Consider the following 21,111-nt stretch of genomic DNA (forward strand, 5'->3'; position numbering starts at 1 on the left):
CTAACGCTGGGGGTTTCTTCTTTGTGGTCCGCGAGAAACGCTCACTGCTGAAACCCTCAGCAAGCGCACCGTGATCGCGAAGAACAAAGCGTCGTCGCAGACTTGGTCAGCGACAGGGGCTTTATCCAAAACCCCGGTTCCGAAGGTGCCGGGGTTTTCCTTTTGCCGCGCGGCGCGCGGCACGGCTTTCTGCAATCGGCTAGCACGCCAAAACTGACTTGCCTCCGTTGTACTTGAACAACATGTTCAGAACACCGTCCATGCTGAAGTCGGGCCCATTCTGCGGTCCGCAGATCCCGCTCGTCGGGCGCGCTTTGAACGGCTAGAATGGCGCGCTGAAGTCGCGCCGAGACAAGGCATAGGGCCTATAGCTCAACGGTTAGAGCAGAGGACTCATAATTACTTTGTGTGACACCGCTGAAGTAGGTAGGATCGAGCGCTAGGCGGAGCTGAAAAAGTCAAAAAAGGGCCTATAGCTCAATCGGTTAGAGCAGTGGACTCATAATCCATTGGTTGCAGGTTCGAGTCCTGCTGGGCCCACCAAATTGGCATCGAGGTACAATTTCGGTACAGTGCTCATCGTCAGCAGGACGGAGCGCAGCCGTGGCGACCATCGTCAAGACCCCCTCGGGCACCTGGAAAGCGGTCATCCGCAAACAGGGTTGGCCGACCACAGCCAAGACCTTCCGCACCAAACGCGATGCCGAAGACTGGTCACGCCGCACCGAAGACGACATGGTGCGCGGCGTATACATCCAGCGAGGCAGCGCCGAGCGAATGAGCTTCGACGACGCGCTCGACCGCTACTTGCGCGAGGTCACCCCGACCAAGAAGCTGGCGACCCAGCGAGCCGAGAAACTGAAATCCAAGCCGCTGCGAAAATTCTTCGGCGGCTACGCGCTGGCCGCCATCGGCGTCGACTTGGTAGCGAGCTACCGCGACAAGCGCCTCTCGACCGCCAGTCAGCGCAAGAACAAATCCACCGGCAAGGCCACGCCCTTGCGCCCGGCAACCGTGCGCCTGGAGTTGGCCTTGCTCGGCCACGTCTTCACGACCGCGATCAAGGAATGGCGCATCGGCCTGGTTCAGAACCCGGTGCACAACATCCGCAAGCCTTCCGCCGGAGAAGGCCGTGATCGCCGCCTGCATGGCGATGAAGAAACGCGCGTGCTTGCGGCCGTCGATGCCTACTCGAATCCAATGTTGAGTTGGATCGTGCGCATCGCGTTGGAAACCGGCATGCGCTCCAGCGAAATCACCGGCCTGCGCCTGCGACAGGTCGACATCAATCGCCGCATTGTGCGCCTGGCCGATACCAAGAACGACTCGGCCCGCACCGTTCCCATGACGCTCGCCGCGCAGGCCCTGTTCGAACAGGCGCTGGCCAACCCGCTGCGCCCGAAGGATTGCGACCTGGTGTTCTTCGGCGAACCCGGCCGCGACGAAAGGCGCCGGCCCTACAACTTCAACAAGGCCTGGAACGACATCAAGCACAGCATCGGCATCGCCGACCTACGCTTTCATGACCTGCGTCATGAAGCCGTCAGCCGGCTGGTGGAAGCGGGGCTTAGCGATCAGGAAGTCGCTGCAATCAGTGGGCACAAGTCGATGCAGATGTTGAAGCGTTATACGCATTTGCGGGCGGAGGACTTGGTTGGACGGCTCGACGAACTGTCGACAGTGCGGCGTTGAGCTGTGGCTTGCGAGTTACGGACGGGCCGAACGAGGTGGTGATATTCGTCCTCGGAATGGCGCCAATCCCAGCCCATGGGCCGGGATGGAAACTTCACTATGTCGGGTCCAGCAATGTCGTCGAACGGCCACCACACGAGCTCCAGTTGACGCTCCGGGTTGAAATCGAACGATCCTCGCAGGCCAGTCTTTCGCTGAGACACCGCGCTCGCTGAGATTCTCAGATGTTCAGCAATCTCGGAACCCCTCTTGCCTTGAAGCATGAGGTGCGCCAAGGCTAGTCCGCAACGTTGCCCAAGGGCCTTGCCGGTGTCGAGCCGATACCCAGTTGCGCACTGCCTCACGTCTTCCCCTCGTTGCACCGCTTCATCGATCAAGAAGGCCCTGCCGTCATGCAGGCTTTGAGCTAGTGAGTAGGCCACCTTTCGCGCGTTGGCATGAAAGGCCATCAGACTGGGGAAGTCGTCTTTCGATGGATCGAAGCACTCGGTTTCAAAAGGGCGACCTGAACAAAACCGGCAGGACTCCGTATGTTCAATAAGGTCCAATCGACGCGACCCCGTGGCTTGTAAGAATCGTTCCTTGTAGCCCGCGTCCCCCTTAGCTTCGAGCAATACCATCGAATAAATCCATTCGAACTCTCGTCGCTTGAGCACGTCACTCTGGTACAGCTGCCGGTCAGTGCTCGCATGTCGCTCGCAGTAGCGTTTACTACCACTTCCTGCGGCTGATGCGTCGCGCTCATTGGACATCCACTGGGTGAGCTCGTCGCATAGCTCGCAAAAATACGTGCGCCCGCCATTCTCTGCGCTGCGCCTACGATGCAGCCGGCTCTCGAAACGCTCACGCACAAATGCAACCGCGACAAGTAGCGCGTCGATTCCTGATTCGTTCCAGCGAATCCGCGAAGCGCCGTGTCCTGGTCCGAAACGCTCAAATAGGCTCCTCCCGTCCTCAACGCAGCTGGCCGAGTAGCACTCCGCCAAAACTAGGTGCTGCAACAGGCGCTCCAGGCTCGCGCCGGCATCAAGCTCGAACCACTGGCGCAACGTCATGCGCTCCAGCTCGCGGATAATCGCCTCGCCGCCATCGGTGTCCGCTGGCGATTCGCCAATGAAGGCTGGCGTAACCAGTGCCCGTAGCGACTCGAAGATGGGCTGCAAGAATTCGTCGACGAGACGCAAGTCTGATTTATGCCCAGGAGCTGACCCGGGGGCATCCTCTTGCTTCAGGAACGATTGCAATTCGTTCAGCGCGTTCTCGACGATAAACGAGGCATAGCGGTCGCGCATCGCCAAATGAAACAAGTCTTCGCGAAGTGGATCGATATGTTCGCGACGGAGATCCTGATTGAGTTTCGGCCACCAGGTGTGGCCTGAGCCTTGCTCCTTTGCTCGGCGACGGCGCGCCCCGATGGTTCGGGAAATTCGCAGGAGCGCGTCATTCACGCGGATTGAGCCAAGGAGGGTATTGACCGCCTCCGCGATATTGGGATCGCAGTCTGCCGCCAGTTCAGGCCAGTCGACACTCGATAGGCCTCGTCCCCTCTTTCCAGGCTCCAAGCCTGAAGGATTTTCAGACATCGCGTCAGTACACACAGCCGAAGGGTAACTAAGTTGAACGCCAACCTCCCACCGTTGGCGGATCTATCGATGAATGTACCTCAAGCTTCGCTCAGTCAGTCAATGTTTGACCGCTACGGGCCTCTGCTGACCCTGGTCCAGTTGGCACAGATGCTTCATCGCTCTCCCGACGGCATGCGTATGGCGCTACGTGAGCCCACGACGTATGCCGAGCGGCTGAATGCGGCGAAAGTTCGCATTGGTCGGCGTATTTACTTCCGCACGCCCGAAGTGGCGGAGATTCTGCAGGGCAGCGACTGATAGGCACGGGCATTGACGCCAATGGCCTTGCCAGTTCCCGTATTGGAGCGGGAAACAGTCGATTCGCTACGGCGGGGTGGTTCGCATGGACAATCTCCCCTCCAACTAAACTTGTTCGTCGCAGACATCATTGATGCTGCCCCGAAAGACGATCTGGCGAGCATGGAGCATCCGTTGTTCGCCCTCGGAGTAGGAGACATGCGGGTTCGTACGTACGAACGCAATGGCGTAATGGTGAAGATAATGCCAGGTCCGTACGGATGCGCGACCATCCATGACAAGGATGTATGGATCTACTGCATCAGTCAGTTGATGGAAGCAATCAACCGTGGACGTGAGCGCGTCGGTCGCGTGGTGCAATTCACGACCCACGACTTCTTCCGCACGACTGCGCGCCGCCGAGACGGCGAAAGCTACCAACGCATGATCGACACTCTTCGGCGCCTCGCAGGTACCCGAATCGAGACCAACATCGAAACCAACGGCAGGCGAGAACGTGCAGGCTTCGGCTTGCTAGATTCGTGGCGCGTGGTTCAACGCGAACAGGACGGCCGCATGGTAGCGATCGAGGTGACACTGCCAGACTGGCTGTGGCGCTCGGTAGAGGCACGCCGCGTGCTGACTCTGAATCCAGCCTACTTCAAGCTGCGCAAGCCTACCCACAGGCGCATCTACGAGTTGGCGCGCAAGCACTGCGGCGCACAACCGAAGTGGCGAGTGAGCTTGAGCGTCCTACACGAAAAAAGCGGAAGTACTTCTCCGATGCGCAACTTCCGGGTCGATGTTAAAAGGCTGGCGAATAGCAACGATCTGCCCGACTACCAAATCATGCTTGATGTCGCTGCGGACGTCGTTACCTTTTACGCACGGGGCCCTAAGGGCATGCAGGCGCGAATCGTCGACCTCTTGGGGCGACCACCCAAGTAGTAGTCATAGGCTGCGCTTGATTCGGCGAACCCATGGGCGGACGGGCTGGTTGACTGAAATCGTTAGTCCCTCTACCTCGCTAGCATGATTCAGTCTGGCGGTCCTAGACGACGGCCGCTGCGCACATACTGCGGTGCCTCGCGAGCCACCCTGCGCACCGCCTCTCGCAAGGCCGGGTGAAGAGCTCTATCTACAATCACGGATATGCTTGGCTCTTGTTGTCGTTTGGCCTCAATGGCAGCCAAATGGATAGCTATGTGATCTTGAGTGAACTATTTCGCTTGACCGGCCAACCGATAGCGAGTCTCATCCTCTACTCGCAGTTTGACTGTGCGTGCCATCAAAAGAATCGTAAGAGGTCGGCGATGCGGAAGTGGATTCAGCTATTCTTTTTCTCGGTGTTGCCACTGACTTCGACTGCCGCTCTGGCGCAAACAGATCTGTTTAGCTTCTACCCTGGGACGAGTCCGTTGCCATCTTCCGGCACTCGCGCCGTTAGCGCTGAGTTCCCTGTGTCCGTCAACATTCGCACAATAGCGCAATCTCCCAGGTCGCTACGTGTGCTCCTCCCTGATGGGAGTTCGCATGTTTTCTCTGGTCACCTAACTCCTGTTGAAGGATTTATCAGCGGTGGTCTAGATGCGATTCCGGATCCTAATCTCCCAAACTCGGCGATCAGCTATAGTTGGTTTGGTACCTCGGGCCGTCAGTCCCTTAGCTTCTCGGTCCGCCGTGGACATATCTCTGGGACCCTGATTGGCCTGACCGGTCATGCGTCAATCACGCGTCGAGGAACGCAGTTGGTGCTGCGCCAGTATGATTCGTCGCAGGTACTAACCGATGAGCCGTTTCACGAGCTTGCCAACAATCGGCGAAGTTTGACCTGGGCGGAGCCCTCACTCGGTGTGCCTTCGACGTCCTTCATTCCCTACAGCGTAGTAAGAGTGTTGGTTCTACACACGCCTGCTGCGCTCGCCGATGTGGGTAGCCAGGCGCAACTCAATGCGCTGGTGGCAGAATCGATCGATCAGACAAATCAGTCAATTTCGAATAGCGGTATCGTGAGCTATCGATTGGAAAATGTTGCGAGCGGTGCGAACTTGAGCACCCAGATTGCGTACAACGAGCAGAACAGCAATGTCTGTAGTCCAGAAGTATCAGTCGAACTATGCCGGTACGCCGGCCATCGAAATTGGCTGCGTCGAAGCGTATTCGCGCAGAATCTGAGGGACGCTACCAATGCCGACCTTGTCGTCATGTTTGTTGCCGATGTGGAGGCAGCGGCTGGCGTCGCTTACATTCAGCATCCCAATTGTGCGGAAGAGGACTACATTGGGGAGAACACTCCAGGATGCGATGTCGGGGCCGCTTTCAACGACTTTGGGTACTCCGTGGTAAGTACCCTATTTGCTACTTCCTTCCAGGTTTTTGCTCATGAAAACGGACATCAGCTGGGAATGGAACATAACCGTCCGTTTGGCTCCACAGTCGCTTCCTACAACTGGTCCTTTGGTCGAGTGGTTGGCGGCGTTGCGCAATCATTGATGGGGGTGGATGTCGTGATGCCTCGATCGTTGCAATACTCCAACCCAAATGTGAACTTCCTGGGTACAAGCCTGCCGTCCGGAACGGCACTCGAGTGGAACGCAAGGACAGGCGCCGCGTTAGCAGGCTTCGTGGGAGAATTTCGAGATCCGCAGTATCAGGACTTGGTTTTCGGCGCTGGATTTGAGTCGTTGCCGCTCGAATGAAGTTCTTTTTCGCCGTGTTGCTGCTTGGTCTAAGTTCCGCAGCAGTGGCCGCGTTTGATCTTGAGGTCGAGGTTGACTTGCCTCTCGGCCAGCTCGTGCCGCCAGAAACTGACGCGCCCTTGGACGTCACAATCCGCAACTTGGGCCCAGATCCCGCGCCGACGCAGACGGTCGGAACGCTCTACTTTCAAGGGGCGCTCCGGAGCACTATTGGGATCGCAGTGACGCCGGAGACAGCCCCTTGCACCGTGGGGATCACTTCGTTCTCCCCTGTCCCCGGGAATCCCGTCCCCTACGTCGCTACGATCAGGCCTCCGGCCGGGACTTTGCTCGCGGGGGAGGCCATAACTTGCCGAGTGTCTCTTCAAACCTTCTTTGATTCGCCAGATCGAATCGATCAGAGTTTTGGAATGTCTGTATCTCCAGATGATACGAACCCAGACAACAATAGTGCAGTGCTCGGTATCGTTGTCCGTGCGAGACCTGAAATCATCCCCGCGCACGGTTTGCCGACCAAACTCATCATGGTTCTGGGCATCCTTGCGCTTGGTTTGAGTCAGGCATATCGACGAGCATCAGCTTAGGAAGGGGGGGGGGCTGGAGCGCTCTAGCAACTTCGAAAGCTAGTCATTGCCGAAGAGCATGTGTGCCATGCGCCTGTAAAACACGGTTTGCCAAGAACGAGAAGCCAGTTCCCTTCAAAGCGATCTCCCTACCCCCCCGGTCTGGGATTGGATCGTACGATACAACGCGAGGAGACCGCAGTGGCAAGGGCGCCTCAATCAAGACAGGCCGCAGACGGCTACAGTTGGGCAGTGACTGCTTTCAGCCGCGGAAGTGCGGGAGTCTTGTCGTTGGTGCCTTCTGCACATGCCTTTACATCTGGTTCGAATGTTGGGCCCCGCCATGGCTTCGGTTGCTGAGCAGATTCAGAGCGCGAGCCAGACGATCGTGTTCCAGATTGAATCGATCCAATTCGGAAACTGGTTCTCGATAATCCGTTCGTTTCTTGCTCCCAGTGCGGTCTTCGAGCTGACGACGCCATACAGGACGAAGAATCCGGCACTGCTGCGATTCTGGGACAGGGTTCGCAACATCGAGGAAGACATCGACGAAGTGATTGCAAAGAACGGATATTCTAGCGTTCTGGACCGAACCCTCTTTCAGCACGTTAGAGACGACGAAATAATTCTGTGCCTGAACTACGATGGCCTATACGGCATCAACAACGTCAATCGCTTTCTACAGAGCAGCAACCCCAGCCCCGCCGTGATCTGGCGAGAGGCGACATACAAGGTGGGGGACCCGATACTGTTCAATGAGTCTGAGCGGTTCCGTTCGGTGCTGTATAACAATCTGAAGGGGCGCATCGTGGCGATCGTTCAGGGCTTAGACTCGCTGAGCTTTGAAGTCGAAGTGGACCGCTCTCTCAGCGAGTTCGACGTTATGGGTACTGACTTGGAGTTCGTGAAAGAGTCGACTGTACGGTTTACCGTTTTCGATCACGATGCTAGCGACGAAGACGACGATGCACTGCACACGTTGGTTCCGTTTCAGGTTGCTTATGCGGTCTCAATCCACAAGGCGCAAGGGCTCGAATACGATTCGGTCAAGATCGTCGTGACCGACGCGAATGAGGAGGATCTGACGCACAGCATCTTCTACACCGCTATTACTCGAGCGCGTGAGCGTCTGCGAATCTTCTGGACGCCGGAGACTCAACGGAAAGTGCTGCAAAACCTTCGACGTACAGTGAATCCGAAAGATGTCGAACTGCTCGCGGCGCGACGTGGGCTTAAGCGGATTTGCTAGCCCCATGAAAGTGGGGCGAGATCAAGACGCGAAGCCAGGCGCCTGGCGTCCGCCGGTCGCGGTGCATGTGGACAAGTCGCCCATGGCTGTGGATGGATACGTGGTTTCGGGTGCAGACATCTGTGGGTTGCCGCGTGGTATCGGATGCGTCTCGGCACGTGGTTTCGGATGCGCAGCTCAGCCTAGAACCCGCATCACAAAAGGGTTTGAGCACTCTGTAACGCGCGCGCGCGGATTAACCATTTAAGAGATCTAACGGGTGAACAGAGACGACTGCCACTGCGAAGGGGTCTCAGGTGAAAGGGAATTGATGAAGAGGCGCCTGACTGCTGGATGCTGGGCACGCAGTGTCTCGAAGGACGTCGTCCTCATCCTGGAAATTAGCGAGGGCTAGGCAGGTTAAGTCCAGAGGCCGAGTTCTTGCCCCCCTCTGGTCAGTTCGTCGACTGCCACCTGCCGTTTTTGGTCAGAGTGCTTTCGGAACGACTCGATGGAGCTCAGGACGACTTGAAGCCCCGAGTCTTCGCGCCGGGCTACTATCAATCCCTGGTCAATTTGCAGCTGAACATAGTGTTCAGAAACGTTCAAGTAGCTAGCAGCTTCCGCCAAGTCGATTGTTTCGTCATTCGGGTCCATTTCTACCTCGCGAATGCGTGGAAAGCGGCAAGCAGTCCAAACATGGCTGCTGAGAACACAAGTTCATCTGGCAGTGTGGTCAATCGGGGTCTCGATTTCCGAATTCATCTGGTCCTGGTTCAGAGAATCCCTCAAAGTTCACAACTTTCTCCCAGTCCCACTGAACAACACAATTGCGCGCCAAGCCGCTAAAAGCAAACAAATCGCTGGGGGAAATCTCGCCCGTGCGAACGCGCTCGGCATCACGAGCGTGGGTTCGCTCAACGCCCGCAAGCAGCTCTTCGTCGCTAAGACGACACTTGCGGGATCGATTCGCGGATCTGTTGTTCTTCTGGTTCATGATCACTGCAATATCAAGCGGATGTGCAGATGCTCATCTGTTTTCATCGTATGCCCGATTGTTCACGCTGGCAACTGAGTGGTTGTAGGTTGCGGCTGACTCACCAGAGCCTGCCGTCCCGGTCACTGCGTCTCATTGAGATCCGGAAAGTCTGGCGGAAAATCTGCTTGGAAGTCGCCGAAGAAATCGACTTGCTGTTGTTCCGTCATGGCCTGGAGAAACGGCGCCAACGCGATGTCGGTGCGTTCCTGAAACGCCTGAATCGCCTCCAATTCGGCGGCAACCTCTAGCACTCGCGACTCGTCGGAGACGAGCCAGCCGGCATGGATCATCTCCACCACGCTGCCCAAGTGTGAGCTGGCAACGGCGGCGTGGCTCAAGGAGCCGGCCCAGTCGAGTTCATCGGATTGAGAGTTCAACAGACTTGGTTGAACCACACCATCTAGGGGGCGTTTCCTTGGGGCGCTTTCGTTTGGGTTGATCTCTTGCGCGCGCGTCCCTCTGCAGACCTGCTGAGGAGCCATCGGCCGCTCGTCCAAACGCGGAATGGTGGCCGCCGGAACGCCGGGCGCGCTTCGCGCGCCGGATGGGCTGCTTGCGGTCCTATGTCGTTGTTGCGATGTTCTCAAGTGTTCTCCAAGGCGAATGGACCAAGCACCCATCAGCCCAGCGACTTGGGCGACTAATCGCATCAGTGCGATGAGGAAGGCATCCATCGGTCTACTTCCTTCTGTATTTGAGTTGACGGCGGAATCGCCAGAACCACTCGCCCAGACGGATGGAAAGCCGCACCAGCAGGGCGAGCACGAATATGGTCATGCCAGCGAGCAAAGCGAGAGCGAACACAAGCTCCACCCTATTGATGGAACGGGTTGGTGTCGGCCAGGCCGGCATACTCGTCGTCTGACAAGTAGTTGATCCGCTCAAGGCTGTAGGGCCGCTCGCCTTGGACCAATACGATCGGCCGTTCCGCCCCGAGCCGCATCACCTCATCTGGCGTGAGCAGCGAGCGCGCAGTGAGCTGTTGGCTGGTGCTATTGCCGGAGCTGCCACCTTGAAGCGAGGCCGTTGAGGAATCCCCGAGCGTGCGAAACTCAATCGTGGATTGGCCCAACATGTCGGACACGTACTTGGCGGTTTCATAGTCGGCGGTGCCGAAGAATTGTTTGGCGCTGTTGGCAAGAAAGGTCTGCCACTTCGGGTAGACGCCCTTGAGCTGCGACAAATCCTGGACCAACAACCAGAAACGGGCGCCGTAACCACGCACCAACGAGATTGCATCCTCGATGGACTGCATTCGACCGAGCTGGGCAAACTCATCAAGCAGGAACAGCACGTTGTATTGCGGCCTGTCGCTGTTGGCGGTGATCGCCGATAGGGCCGCCCCGACCAGTGCGCGCAGAAAGCGCGACTGGGCGGTCAGCCGATCAGGAGGCATCACAACGTACACGGTCATCGGCTGTCGCTTGAGGTCCGCAAACTCGAAATCCGAACGCGACAGCGCGGCGGCGACACGTGGGTCATCAAGAAACGCGGTATGTCGCAAAGCCGTCGAAAGGACGCCACTGGCTTCCTTCGGTTCTTTGGACAGGAAGCCGTTCGCGCAGCGCGCCGGCACACCGAACGCAAGTGCATCGTCGGCCGACATGTCAGAGAGGTGAGCCAGCAATGATTCGCGGTCGCTTTCCGCAGGAGTGGTCAGCGGTAAAGTGAGCAGCCGACGCACTTCGCCGAGGGTTCGCCGTTCTGGTTCCGGCAAGCTCCTGACATACACGATCAAGCCCTTGACCAGCTCTCTGGCAGAGTCATTGAAGTGCGCCGAATTATCATCCTGATTCGCGCCAACCACGACCAGAGTATCCACCAAGGCCGAGACTTGACCGACTACATCCGGTTTCGCCAAGTCGAGCGCATCCAGGGGATTAAACGAGGCTGAACCGCCACCAGCAATGACACCGAACGGATCTACTAGATGCACGGCATGGCCCATCGCGCTGCGGGCGCTCGCGGTTACCGCGTAGTTCTCCCCTTTGATATCTAAGACCAGCGCTGACCCTGGGTACTCAAGTAAGGCTGGTATCACTGCACCGACGCCCTTGCCGCAGCCGGTCGGAGCGCAAGTTAAGACATGACCCATGTAGCGTAGCCGCGGGTCGAGGTCGGAGGTCGCGCCTGGAAATCGGCCGAGGGCGAATCCGTACGAATCAGCCGAGACGAAGCCGCGTCGAAAGATGCGATTGGCATTCAATGCATCATGTAAACGTGACCAAGCGGCTGAGCCGTGTGTGGCCAGCTGAGAAACGCCGCCAAAGTAGCCCTGCAGCTTGTCGCGGAACAACACATACAACACACCAAATATCACCAGCGCCAAGGCAAATGTGGCCCAGGTCGGGATGCCGGTTAGAACCTGAACGATGCCGCCGCTCAACTGGGCCAAGAAAACGCTGCAAGTGCCGGCGCAAAAAGCGATCAACCTAGCTCGATTGGTCGGCAGGGCTCGTCGAAAGATGAGCACTACGAGGCCGACCATGAGCGCCGTTTCTAGCAACAGCTTGCCCACACCTTGTATCTTCTCCGCGCGTCGTTTCACGCCGTCGAAATGGCTTTCGGATGCGATGGCGCTGGTCTCAGCCTGTTTGGCCGCCGCGTAAGCGCGATGGGTGGCTGGGGCCCCAGAATCAACGATGGATACCCGCGCCGCTTCGTTCGTGAGCAGGAATAATGCGGACGCGCGCTCGGATGCGGTCAACAGGATCTTCCTCTGTTCCGTCGGGTCAACATACGGCTTCGACAGCCGAGCTCTCAGCGCAGTGAACACCTCCGGAATGGATTGCGGTACATCCCAGCCTCGCTCGGCATAGAGCTTCTGCGACCAGTTCAAGTATTCGCCCAGCAAATCGCGTTTTTCCTGGGGTGGCCGCTCGAAGTCGTTGGTAATCCTTGATGCCGACTCGGCAAGTGATGCCAGTGCCGCGTCGGTGCGACGCCGAGCGGCCGAATCATTGAGATTGGCCTCGGGGTTCGGAATGCCATTCTGCGCAACGAGAACAGCACGTTGAAGCGGTTCCCACTGGTATGCCTTCCGCAGCTGATCGCATGAGTACGTCTCGTAGCGATAGTCCGATCCCCGCTCGCCATTCAACGTCTTCGCTTGTTCCTGTTCGCAGGTGTTTGGGTTGAAATGCTGGGGCAGAATCGAGCTCGGCAGCGCTTCGCAGTTGGCTGCAATGGTGCATCCGAGAAGTGCGATTGAAAGTGCTTGAGCGCGTCGGCTACTTGGGTTCATGGATATCCTTGAATAGGGAGTCACCGGCTGACTGAAACCGCGCACGGACGGCAGCCGAGTGCGGGCCTGCTAGCGCCCTGGCTGCGAGCGTCATTGCACCCAGCATCACCGCGTTGGGTTCTTGTCCAAGTCCGGACTTGATGACCAATCCGCCTAGTTCGATCTTGCGGCGGGTATCTTGTTTCCTGGCGTCTGTTTGCATGCGTGAGAACTCTCGCTCAGCTCTCGCCAGACGAGCGCGCACTCGCTGCAGCAGGCTTCCCTTTGCCCCCGGCGCCAGGTTGAAACTTGGCGGCCACGGCCGCGAACTCCTTTGAAAGCAGTTCATCGCTCAGTTCGAGGTCAGCAAGGCCTGCGCGAATTGCGAGTTTGCCGATCCGCTCTGCTGCTTGGCTTTCCAGTCGGGCCAAGTCGTTCTTGATGCGTTCGAGTTCTCCCAGTTTTTCTGACCGGCGTTCGGCCAAGCTTTTTCGTGCCATGCGACTGCCTCCATGTGGTGTGGAGCCAGTTTCGCGGCCTGAGCTTTGTAGTTCCTGACACCTTCGTCGGGAAATCCTTAAGACGTGCGGAAACTCCGTTGACCGAAAAGACGCCGCAGCTGAAAGTCCCGAGCGACAGCAAGGGCGCACTTACGGGTTGGCTGGCGCTAACCCTGTGCTGGCCTGGAGGCCCCGGCGCCGATCACCGGCAATACGCAAGAGGAAATCGTGGCGATCTACCACCTCACTACCTACACGATGTCGCGTGCAACTGGTCACAGCGCAGTTGCTGCCGCGGCCTATCGCTCGGGTTCCCGGTTGATGGATGAACGCACTGGCGAGGCTCACGACTTCACGCGAAAGGGCGGTGTGCTATCGGCCGATATCATCACTCCACAAGGCGTTCCGAAACCAAGCCGCGAGGCGCTTTGGAACGCGGCGGAGGCTGCCGAAAATAGGAAGGATGCTCGCACCGCGCGTGAATGGCGCATCGCCTTGCCGCATGAGCTGGACGAAGACGAGCGCATCACGTTGGCCCAACGCATGGCGCAAAGAATCGCAGACCGCTACGGAGTTGCGGTGGACGTTTGCATTCACGCTCCCGACCAGGCAGGTGATGACCGCAACTTTCACGCGCACATGCTGGCGACCACGCGCTGCATCGGCGCCGATGGAAAACTAGGCGCGAAAGCCGCAATCGAACTCGCGAATAAGGACCGACAGAAGGCGGGGATCACTGGCACCACGCAGATGGACATTCGCGAATTGCGCCGAGAATGGGCGGAGCTGGCGAATGAGGCGCTGGGGCGTGCGGGCCGAAGCGAACGGATCGACGACAGAAGCTATAACGAGCAAGGGATCGCGTTCACGGCGACGCGCCATATTGGCGGCAACGCCGTCGCCATGGACCGTCGCGGGGCTCATGCAGAGCGGATCGAGCTTCACAGCATCGACCGCCAAGAGCAGGCTCAGCAGATCATCGAGCGCCCGGAGCTGATATTCGAAAAGCTGACGGCGACCAAGGCAGTATTCGAGCGCCGCGATATCGCAGCCGAATTGAACAGATACATCGATGACGCCACACAGTTTCAGAGCTTGCTCGCCAAGCTTGAATCCTCACCGCGGTTGATTGAGCTCGAGCCAGCGACGACTCGAGAGCCGGCACGCTATTCGACGATTGAGATGGTTGAAACGGAGCGTCGGATGGCAGACACGGCGCAGCGGCTTTCCGCCACCACTGCACACGGCGTTTCCCCGGCGAAATGCCAAGCCGTTATCGGCGCCTCGGCGACGTTGACCGAAGAGCAACAAGCGGCGGTTCGCCATGCCACTAAGGCGGGCAGCCTGGCCGTGATCGTCGGCGATGCCGGGACCGGTAAGTCGTTCTCCATGAAGGTCGCTCGTGAGGCCTGGGAAGCGCAAGGATTCAACGTGCGCGGCGCCGCCCTGGCGGGAAAGGCGGCCGATGAACTACAGGCGGGAAGCGGAATTCCAAGCCGAACGTTGGCCTCGCTGGAGTACGCCTGGAAAGAAGGTCGAGACAGGCTCAGTCGCAACGAAGTATTGGTAATCGACGAAGCGGGCATGATCGGTAGTCGGCAGCTCGGCCGTGTACTCAAAGCCGTGGAGATGGCGGGCGCAAAGGTCGTTCTGCTCGGAGACCACAAACAGCTCGCAGCCCTTGAGGCAGGCGCTGCATTTCGCGCGATTGAGCAGCATGTCGGCGCAGCGCATATCACCGAAGTTCGCCGACAGCGTCATGCGTGGGCGCGAGACGCCGGGCAATCCTTGGCGCGCGGCTCAACCGCAGAAGGACTGCGGGCCTATGACGAACGTGGTCACGTCCAAATGCTCGCAACTCGTGAAGCAGCAAGGAGAGCGTTAGCCGTAGCCTACGCTGGTGACCGCGGCGAAGGCAGTCAGATAGTGCTTGCACACAGCAAGCGCGAAGTTCTGGCGCTCAATTCCTCAATACGAGAAGTGCGGCAAGAACGAGGCGAACTGGCTGGCGCGGCTCGCTTTGCCGCAGAGTGCGGTGGTCGCGAGTTTGCCAGTGGCGACCGCATCGTGTTCTTGCGAAATGATCGCGAGCTTGGCGTTAAGAACGGCACGCTCGGAACAATCGAGCATGCTCAGCATGACCTTCTTTCGGTTCGCCTTGACAGCGGCGAGTCCCGTCAGGTGAACGCGGCGCAATATGCGGCAGTGGATTACGGCTACGCCGTCACGATTCATAAGGCGCAAGGGCTGACGGTTGAGCACACCTACTTGCTCGCCACGCCAGGCATGGATCGCAGTTTGGCCTATGTCGGCATGACCCGACATCGCGAAAGCGCAACGATGTTCGCGGCCGTAGAAGACTTCGGAAGAAGAACCACGACAGAGGCCCGAGCGCGGTTGTTGCGCACGCTGGGGCGCGAACGCCCCAAGGAGACCACGCTCGACTTTGCTGCGAGGCGGGGTTTTGACGGCGAAAGTGTGCTTCAGCGGTGGATTGGGCGGAGCCGGACCAAGCTTGGCGAGCTGGCCAAGCGGGCACGGTTGGCACTTGGCCACGCCCTGGGAGCAGGCGGTTGGGACAGCTTGGAACCGCAGCGCCAGCCGGATGAAGAAGCTTTCAAGCGACTGTTGAGAGAGCGCGAGGCCGCGCTGCGAGTCCGTGCGGTGCGGACCGCAAAAGCGCTCGAATCTCGGCGAGATGCCTTGCGCCAAACCAATCGCGCTCACCAGCTCGCGCGTCCTCAGGAGCCACGCGGCGTGGCTGCGCTGAAGCCTGGCGCAAGAGCGCAATACAACAGGCGCGTGGATTCCTGGGAGGAACAGCGCGAGCAGATAACGCGTCGGCAAATGGATATCCAGCGGCGATTGAAGGTTGCCGCCGAAGTGGCCAGCGGGCAATTCGAGGCGCGTCGGTTGGCAGAGGCAAAGACCAAACGTGAGCACTCAGTGCTGTGGCAACGAATGCAAGAGAGTCGGGCCGAACAGTTGAAGCAACGCGGCGCCGAAATTCGCAAGGAACTCGAGCTTCGGCTCCGCGGCCGTGATCGCGGCGGCCTCTCTCGTTAACGGCCACGTGGCCATTCAAAGGAGCAAAGATATGAGCAAGACCGAATCGACCCGCAACATGACGCCGGCACAGGCACGCAAGGCATTTTCAGAGGCAGCACGCTCGATGCCGCCGGAGGAAGCCAAGCGAATCGTATCGGGCGCCGTGCGGGCAGCTCGTCGGGCTCGCGCCGAACAGGCTCGCCGTAAGCAAGCCAACGCACGTTTTGTCGAGGCCTGGAATCGCGGCGCGGGGCTGGAGCGATGACGAGCACTTCGCTGGACGAGGGGCGGGCGGCAGCCCGGGAAGCCCGCTTTGCGCAGAGGCAACGATTGCTCGAAGAGCTGCGTCGATTGGGACGGTTCTACATCGATAACGAGAACGAAGATGCCCGCCTTGGAATGGAGGCTATGTGTGATGACTTCTTCCGATATCTCGCCCCAAGCATGTATCCGGGCGGCTGGCTGGGATTGCTTCAGCACGCGATGCGACAGGCAGGATGACGCCCAGTGTCGCGCCGGTCAGCACTGCCAATGCATCCGGAAAGAATATTAAAAACATATCAATAGGAGCCACAATATGATTCTTACGATAGGCAATACGAAGGGCGGCGTCGGCAAGACCACCCTGGCGGTACAGCTCGCAATAACTCGCGCCCTGGCCGGCCGCGAGGTGTGGCTGATCGACGGCGACCGCCAGGGCACCGCAACCGTCGCCATCGCCGCCCGGGCCGAGAACGGCCGGGCGCCCGGCATCGCCTGCGCCCAATACCCCGACGGCAGCATCCTGCGCACCCAGGTGCAGCAGCAGCGCGGCAAGTGGGACGACATCGTGATCGACGCCGGCGGCCGCGACAGTACCGCCCTCCGCGCCGCCCTCACGCTGACCGACGTGCTGGTAGTCCCCTTTGCCCCGCGCAGTTACGATGTCTGGGCCTTAGACGACATCGCCGCCCTGGTCGAAGAAGCCCGCAGCCTGCGCGACGGCCTGCAGGCGTTTGCTGTACTGAACCTCGCCGACCCCGGCGAGCTGTCCGCCGACAACGAAGAAGCCGCCGCGGCCGTTGCCGACGTGCCCCAGTTCGTCTACTTGCCCCAGCCGATCCGCCGGCGGAAAGCCTTCTCCAACGCCGGTGGCCAGGGCTGCTCCGTCCACGAACTCACCCCGCGCGACCCCAAAGCCTGTGTCGAATTGACCACGCTTGCGGAATCTGTTTTTAATATCCAAACGATAGCCTTCGCAAGGTAAGGCCGATGTCGATTCAACGTAAACCAAGGGTCACGGATGCGAAGGCGGAGGAGTTCATCGCCGGCGCGCCTGATGCGAGCGAGATCCCGGCGACCTACAGCAAGGGCATTCGGAAGGGGAACAAACGGCAAATCTCCCTGACGATTGCGCCTGAGTTGCTTCGGAAGGTGGACGAGGTCGCGAAGCGAACTGGCCAGGGCCGCGCGGGAATCATCAACATGGCGATTTACCGTGCCTTGGAGGGCGATGTATTCGCCTCGTAGGCAAAAAGCCGCGGGGTTGCGAGGGCAAGATTGCTAAAGCAGATGGCGCAACTGCGGCGCCGACAAGAACAAGGGCCAGGGAGCGGGGCGCTGCATGAGCATGAACGAGGCGGATACTCGCTACCACCTCATTGATCCGGTGTTGCGCGAGAAGGGTTACGTCAGCCGCGACCGCATTACGCTGGAAACGGTGCTCACGCCTCCGCCTGTAGAACCGAGTGGCCCCAAGGGACGCCGCCGCAATGGACCGGGCCGCACCGACTACTTGTTGTGCGTGCAAGTCGGCGATGCACCGAGGCCCATGCCGGTTGCCGTGCTGGAAGCCAAGAAGGAAGCCGAAGACCCCTTGAAGGGCATGCAGCAGGCCAGAGGCTATGCGGATACGCTGCGCTTTGACGTCAAGTACGTGTTCTCGACCAACGGACACCGATATGGCGAATATGATCGGTTCACTCAACTGATTAACGGCCCGTCTCCGTTTTGCGATTTCCCCTCGCATCCGGATCTGACCGCACGCTACTGCCAGGACACGGGTATTGACCTGGGTCGATCGGCGTCCGCCATGCTGTTTCAGGCCGACAGCCCCGCGTGGGCCGAAAGTCGCTACTACCAAGATGCCGCGATCCGCGCCGCGTTCGAGAAGATCATTAGTGACGGCCAGGCCGGCAAGGCGCCGCGGGCGCTGCTCTCGCTAGCCACTGGCGCCGGCAAGACCATTATCGCCACCAACTTGCTTTGGCGGCTATCCCAGGCCGGACAGTTGCCCAAACCCGCTTTGTTCCTTTGCGATCGTGATGAGTTGCGAGGGCAAGCCTACACCAAGCTCAAGGCCGCATTCGGCGACAACGCCCGCATCGTGCGCAGCGAGCGCGGCGGCAATGCGGCGGCCAACGCCCGCATCCACATCGCCACCTACCAAACGCTGGGCTTGGACGATGAAGAAGGCTTCGCCAGCTTCCTGACCGAGCACTACGGGGAAGACGCTTTCAGCGTCATCATCATCGACGAGTGCCACCGTTCGGCCTGGGGCCGATGGTCTGAGGTGCTGCGGCGCAACCCCAGTGCCATCCACATCGGCCTGACCGCCACGCCGCGCAAGCTGGAGGAGTCCGACAAGGCCTCGAAGGAAGACCAGGAGATCACGGCCAACAACCGGCAGTACTTCGGCGAGCCGGTGTACGAGTACACCCTGATCCAGGCCCAGGAGGACGGTTACCTGGCCGCCTGCGAGATCGTGAAACGAAAGGCGAGCATCGATAGCGCCACCTTCACGAAGAAGGAGATCCTGGCCGCTGGCGTCAAGGACATCAAGACAGGCATGCCGCTAACCGAAGAAGACCTGGCCAAGGACGAATACACCGGCAAGGACTTCGACGACGAGCTCTTCATCGAGCTGCGCACACCCAAGATGTGCGCCGACCTGTTCGAGCTGCTGCGCGAGAACGGCGGGCCGGAACAGAAGGTCATCATCTTCTGCACCCGCGAGATTCATGCTGACCGCGTCGCTCAGCACATGAACAACCTGTACGTGCGCTGGTGCAAGGAGCGGGGCCACACGCCCAAGGACCACTACGCCTTCAAGTGCATGGGCGGCGCTAACAACGGCGCCAACATGATCGAGCCGATGCGCGGCTCGGGCGAGCGCGCCTTCATCGCGTGCACCGTGGACCTGTTGGAGGCCGGCGTCGACATCGAGCGGCTGAACGCCGTGGTGTTCTTCCGCTACCTGCAATCCTCGATCAAGTTCTACCAGATGGTCGGGCGCGGCACGCGCATTCACGAAGAGACGCAGAAGTACAAGTTCTGGCTCTATGACTACACCGACGTCACGAGCCTCTTCGGTACCGACTTCATCACCAAGCCTCCGCGGCCCGGAAGTGGCGGCAGCGGCAACGGAGAAGGTGGTGGTGGAACCGGCGGTGAAGAAGACAATGGTCCGCGAGTCGCTGAGATCAGCGGCCAGTACGTAACGGTGAACGCCCAGGGGCACTTCATCCTCAGCCGCCGCGATGGGCGCGACACGCCGATCCCGGTGGACGAATACCGGCGCGAGGTGATTCAGCGCGTGATTGCCGAAGCGCACAACCTCGACGAGTTCCGCGCGCTGTGGATCGAAACCCAGAAGCGTCGCAGCCTCATCGACCACCTGCTGGGTGACAACTTCAGCCCCGAGGTGATTCGCGAGATTGACCAGATGACCGACTTCGACCTCTATGACTTCTTCGGCCACCACGGCTACCACGCCCGCGCCCTGCGGCGCCCCGAGCGTGGGGATCTGTTCATCCGTAGTCAACAGCCATGGTTCGACGGCATGGACCCCAAGGCCGCCATCGTGCTGAGGGGCCTGGGCCACCAGTTCGCGGCGGGCGGCACCGATGCGCTGGAAACGCCGGCGCTTTGGGAGGTGCCGGAGATCATGATGGCCGGTGGCCTGGATGCGCTGCGTGGGCTCGGCAAGCCCATGGACGTGATGCGCGAGGCGAAGGGAAGGTTGTTCGGGGTATGAACGAAGCAACATCGACGCCTCCATTCCCGCGTAGGCTTGTCCGAATCTCGGACGTGGCCGCGACTGCCAGCGGGACGACTCCGTCGAGGGATCAGAGTCGCTACTGGAAGCCCGCAGAGATCCCGTGGGTAAAGACCGGGGAAATCCACTTCGCCCCGATTCGAAGGACAGAAGAAGCCGTATCAAGAATCGCACTCGACGAGTGCTCGCTACCGCTTCTCCCGCCGGGCACCGTGCTGGTGGCGATGTACGGTCAAGGCAAAACGCGAGGCCAATCTGCTGTTCTTGAGATCGAAGCAACAACAAACCAAGCGTGCTTCGCGGTTTTGCCGACTGAAGCGTTCGCACCTGAATACCTTCAGTACTGGTTCCAATTCTCGTACTCGACGCTTCGTCAGTCGTCGGAAGGGAGGGGCGGAAACCAGGCGAACTTGAACAGCGAAATCCTGGGCAACCTCGAAGTGCCGTGGGTTGAGAGGGAAGAACAGCTCCGAATCGCTGCTCGCCTTCATGCCCAGCTTGCCGACGCGGAAACCGTTCGACGAGCTGCTCAGGCGCAACGCGAGTCTGCCGAGGCCCTTGTGGCCGCGATCTACCGCGAAGCCTTCGCGCAAGTGGTGCCCGTGGCTGTACCGCCGGCGTTTGACGAACCGCCACCCGGGTGGCAGTGGCGCAAACTCACCGACGTGGCACGACTCGAAAGTGGCCATACCCCGAGCCGGTCGCGATCAGACTGGTGGGGCGGTGATGTGTCGTGGATCTCGCTGACCGAAATTCGTGCCCTGGATGGCCAGTGGGTCGAAAGCACGCAACTGCGTACCAACGCAGCGGGTATCGCCAATTCGGCAGCGCGAATCCTGCCGCGTGGGACGGTGTGCTACTCGCGCACGGCATCCGTGGGCTTCGTGGTCATCATGGCCAAGCCCATGGCAACGAGTCAGGACTTCGCAAACTGGGTGTGTGGCGATGCCCTCGACCCGGAGTTCCTGATGCACGCGCTCATCCGTGCCCGCAAGGAACTGCGTGACCTCGCCACTGGCGCGACGCACAAGACGATCTACATGCCGACGCTGGAATCCTTCCGCGTCTGCGCGCCCGATATCGACGCCCAGCGCCGCATCGTCCGCGGCCTCAAGCAGCGCTTGGAGGAGGCATCAGCCCTACGCGCTGCGCTGGATGCACAGCAGGCAGAACTAGCGAAGCTGCCCCAACGCCTGCTCGCCCAAGCCTTCGAGAACTAAA

General features: G+C 59.6%; 17 protein-coding genes and 1 tRNA gene. 12 read left to right on the forward strand and 6 right to left on the reverse strand.

Translation table 11 applies throughout. The features are described 5' to 3' along the window. Positions 1 to 466: 466 nt before the first annotated feature. Positions 467 to 543 (forward strand) — tRNA-Ile (locus tag IFO71_RS10760). A gap of 234 nt (positions 544 to 777) precedes the next feature. Continuing rightward, a complete protein-coding gene (locus tag IFO71_RS10765) occupies positions 778 to 1,692 on the forward strand; it encodes a site-specific integrase (RefSeq protein ID WP_225444545.1) in 915 nt (304 codons plus the stop codon). On the opposite strand, the gene IFO71_RS10770 is transcribed toward IFO71_RS10765, so the two are convergent. Continuing rightward, positions 1,626 to 3,275, reverse strand: coding sequence for a hypothetical protein (locus IFO71_RS10770; RefSeq protein WP_192029641.1), 1,650 nt, complete (start codon positions 3,273 to 3,275; stop codon positions 1,626 to 1,628). The genes IFO71_RS10765 and IFO71_RS10770 overlap by 67 nt on opposite strands. Before the next feature lie 69 nt (positions 3,276 to 3,344). On the opposite strand from IFO71_RS10770, the gene IFO71_RS10775 reads away from it, so the two are divergent. From IFO71_RS10775 to IFO71_RS10790, 4 genes are all read left to right on the forward strand, one after another. After that, positions 3,345 to 3,575 carry a DNA-binding protein gene (locus IFO71_RS10775; protein WP_192029642.1) on the forward strand — a complete coding sequence of 77 codons (231 nt, stop codon included), beginning with the start codon at positions 3,345 to 3,347 and terminating at the stop codon, positions 3,573 to 3,575. Between the two features lie 111 nt (positions 3,576 to 3,686). Continuing rightward, a complete protein-coding gene (locus tag IFO71_RS10780; RefSeq protein ID WP_225444546.1) occupies positions 3,687 to 4,502 on the forward strand; it encodes a replication initiator protein A in 816 nt (271 codons plus the stop codon). 803 nt (positions 4,503 to 5,305) lie between these two features. After that, positions 5,306 to 6,253 carry a M12 family metallo-peptidase gene (locus IFO71_RS10785; RefSeq protein WP_192029644.1) on the forward strand — a complete coding sequence of 316 codons (948 nt, stop codon included), beginning with the start codon at positions 5,306 to 5,308 and terminating at the stop codon, positions 6,251 to 6,253. Between the two features lie 906 nt (positions 6,254 to 7,159). Next, on the forward strand, positions 7,160 to 8,065 hold the full coding sequence (locus IFO71_RS10790) for an ATP-binding domain-containing protein (RefSeq protein WP_225444547.1): 906 nt from the start codon (positions 7,160 to 7,162) through the stop codon (positions 8,063 to 8,065). Between the two features lie 715 nt (positions 8,066 to 8,780). On the opposite strand, the gene IFO71_RS10795 is transcribed toward IFO71_RS10790, so the two are convergent. The 5 genes from IFO71_RS10795 to IFO71_RS10815 all read right to left on the reverse strand — a co-directional run bounded on the left by IFO71_RS10795 (position 8,781) and on the right by IFO71_RS10815 (position 12,791). Further along, positions 8,781 to 9,041, reverse strand: a complete 261-nt coding sequence (locus IFO71_RS10795; protein ID WP_192029646.1) for a hypothetical protein — start codon at positions 9,039 to 9,041, stop codon at positions 8,781 to 8,783. Between the two features lie 122 nt (positions 9,042 to 9,163). Next, positions 9,164 to 9,757 (reverse strand): hypothetical protein, encoded by a 594-nt coding sequence (locus tag IFO71_RS10800; RefSeq protein ID WP_192029647.1) that lies wholly within the window; start codon positions 9,755 to 9,757, stop codon positions 9,164 to 9,166. A gap of 140 nt (positions 9,758 to 9,897) precedes the next feature. Continuing rightward, a complete protein-coding gene (locus IFO71_RS21840) occupies positions 9,898 to 12,327 on the reverse strand; it encodes a type IV secretory system conjugative DNA transfer family protein (protein WP_225444548.1) in 2,430 nt (809 codons plus the stop codon). Next, positions 12,314 to 12,655 carry a conjugal transfer protein TraD gene (traD, locus tag IFO71_RS22480; protein WP_332309361.1) on the reverse strand — a complete coding sequence of 114 codons (342 nt, stop codon included), beginning with the start codon at positions 12,653 to 12,655 and terminating at the stop codon, positions 12,314 to 12,316. The genes IFO71_RS21840 and traD overlap by 14 nt, the downstream gene beginning before the upstream one ends. After that, a complete protein-coding gene (locus IFO71_RS10815; protein ID WP_225444549.1) occupies positions 12,546 to 12,791 on the reverse strand; it encodes a TraC family protein in 246 nt (81 codons plus the stop codon). Before IFO71_RS10815 ends, traD begins: the two co-directional genes overlap by 110 nt. Positions 12,792 to 13,034: 243 nt before the next feature. Between IFO71_RS10815 and traA the strand changes: the two genes are divergently transcribed. From traA to IFO71_RS10845, 6 genes are all read left to right on the forward strand, one after another. Then, positions 13,035 to 15,872 (forward strand): Ti-type conjugative transfer relaxase TraA, encoded by a 2,838-nt coding sequence (gene traA, locus IFO71_RS10820; protein WP_192029650.1) that lies wholly within the window; start codon positions 13,035 to 13,037, stop codon positions 15,870 to 15,872. 31 nt (positions 15,873 to 15,903) lie between these two features. Continuing rightward, positions 15,904 to 16,119: a hypothetical protein gene (locus tag IFO71_RS10825; RefSeq protein WP_192029651.1), complete on the forward strand. Its 216-nt coding sequence runs from the start codon at positions 15,904 to 15,906 to the stop codon at positions 16,117 to 16,119. Positions 16,120 to 16,431: 312 nt separating this feature from the next. Beyond that, positions 16,432 to 17,100, forward strand: coding sequence for an AAA family ATPase (locus IFO71_RS10830; protein ID WP_192029652.1), 669 nt, complete (start codon positions 16,432 to 16,434; stop codon positions 17,098 to 17,100). A gap of 5 nt (positions 17,101 to 17,105) precedes the next feature. Continuing rightward, positions 17,106 to 17,363, forward strand: coding sequence for a CopG family transcriptional regulator (locus IFO71_RS10835; RefSeq protein WP_192029653.1), 258 nt, complete (start codon positions 17,106 to 17,108; stop codon positions 17,361 to 17,363). A gap of 94 nt (positions 17,364 to 17,457) precedes the next feature. Further along, positions 17,458 to 19,869: a DEAD/DEAH box helicase family protein gene (locus IFO71_RS10840; protein WP_192029654.1), complete on the forward strand. Its 2,412-nt coding sequence runs from the start codon at positions 17,458 to 17,460 to the stop codon at positions 19,867 to 19,869. Next, positions 19,866 to 21,110 (forward strand): restriction endonuclease subunit S, encoded by a 1,245-nt coding sequence (locus IFO71_RS10845; protein ID WP_192029655.1) that lies wholly within the window; start codon positions 19,866 to 19,868, stop codon positions 21,108 to 21,110. The genes IFO71_RS10840 and IFO71_RS10845 overlap by 4 nt, the downstream gene beginning before the upstream one ends. The last annotated feature ends 1 nt before the right edge of the window (position 21,111 follow it).

It is taken from the genome of Pseudomarimonas arenosa, from assembly GCF_014841215.1.
Lineage (GTDB): Bacteria > Pseudomonadota > Gammaproteobacteria > Xanthomonadales > Xanthomonadaceae > Pseudomarimonas > Pseudomarimonas arenosa.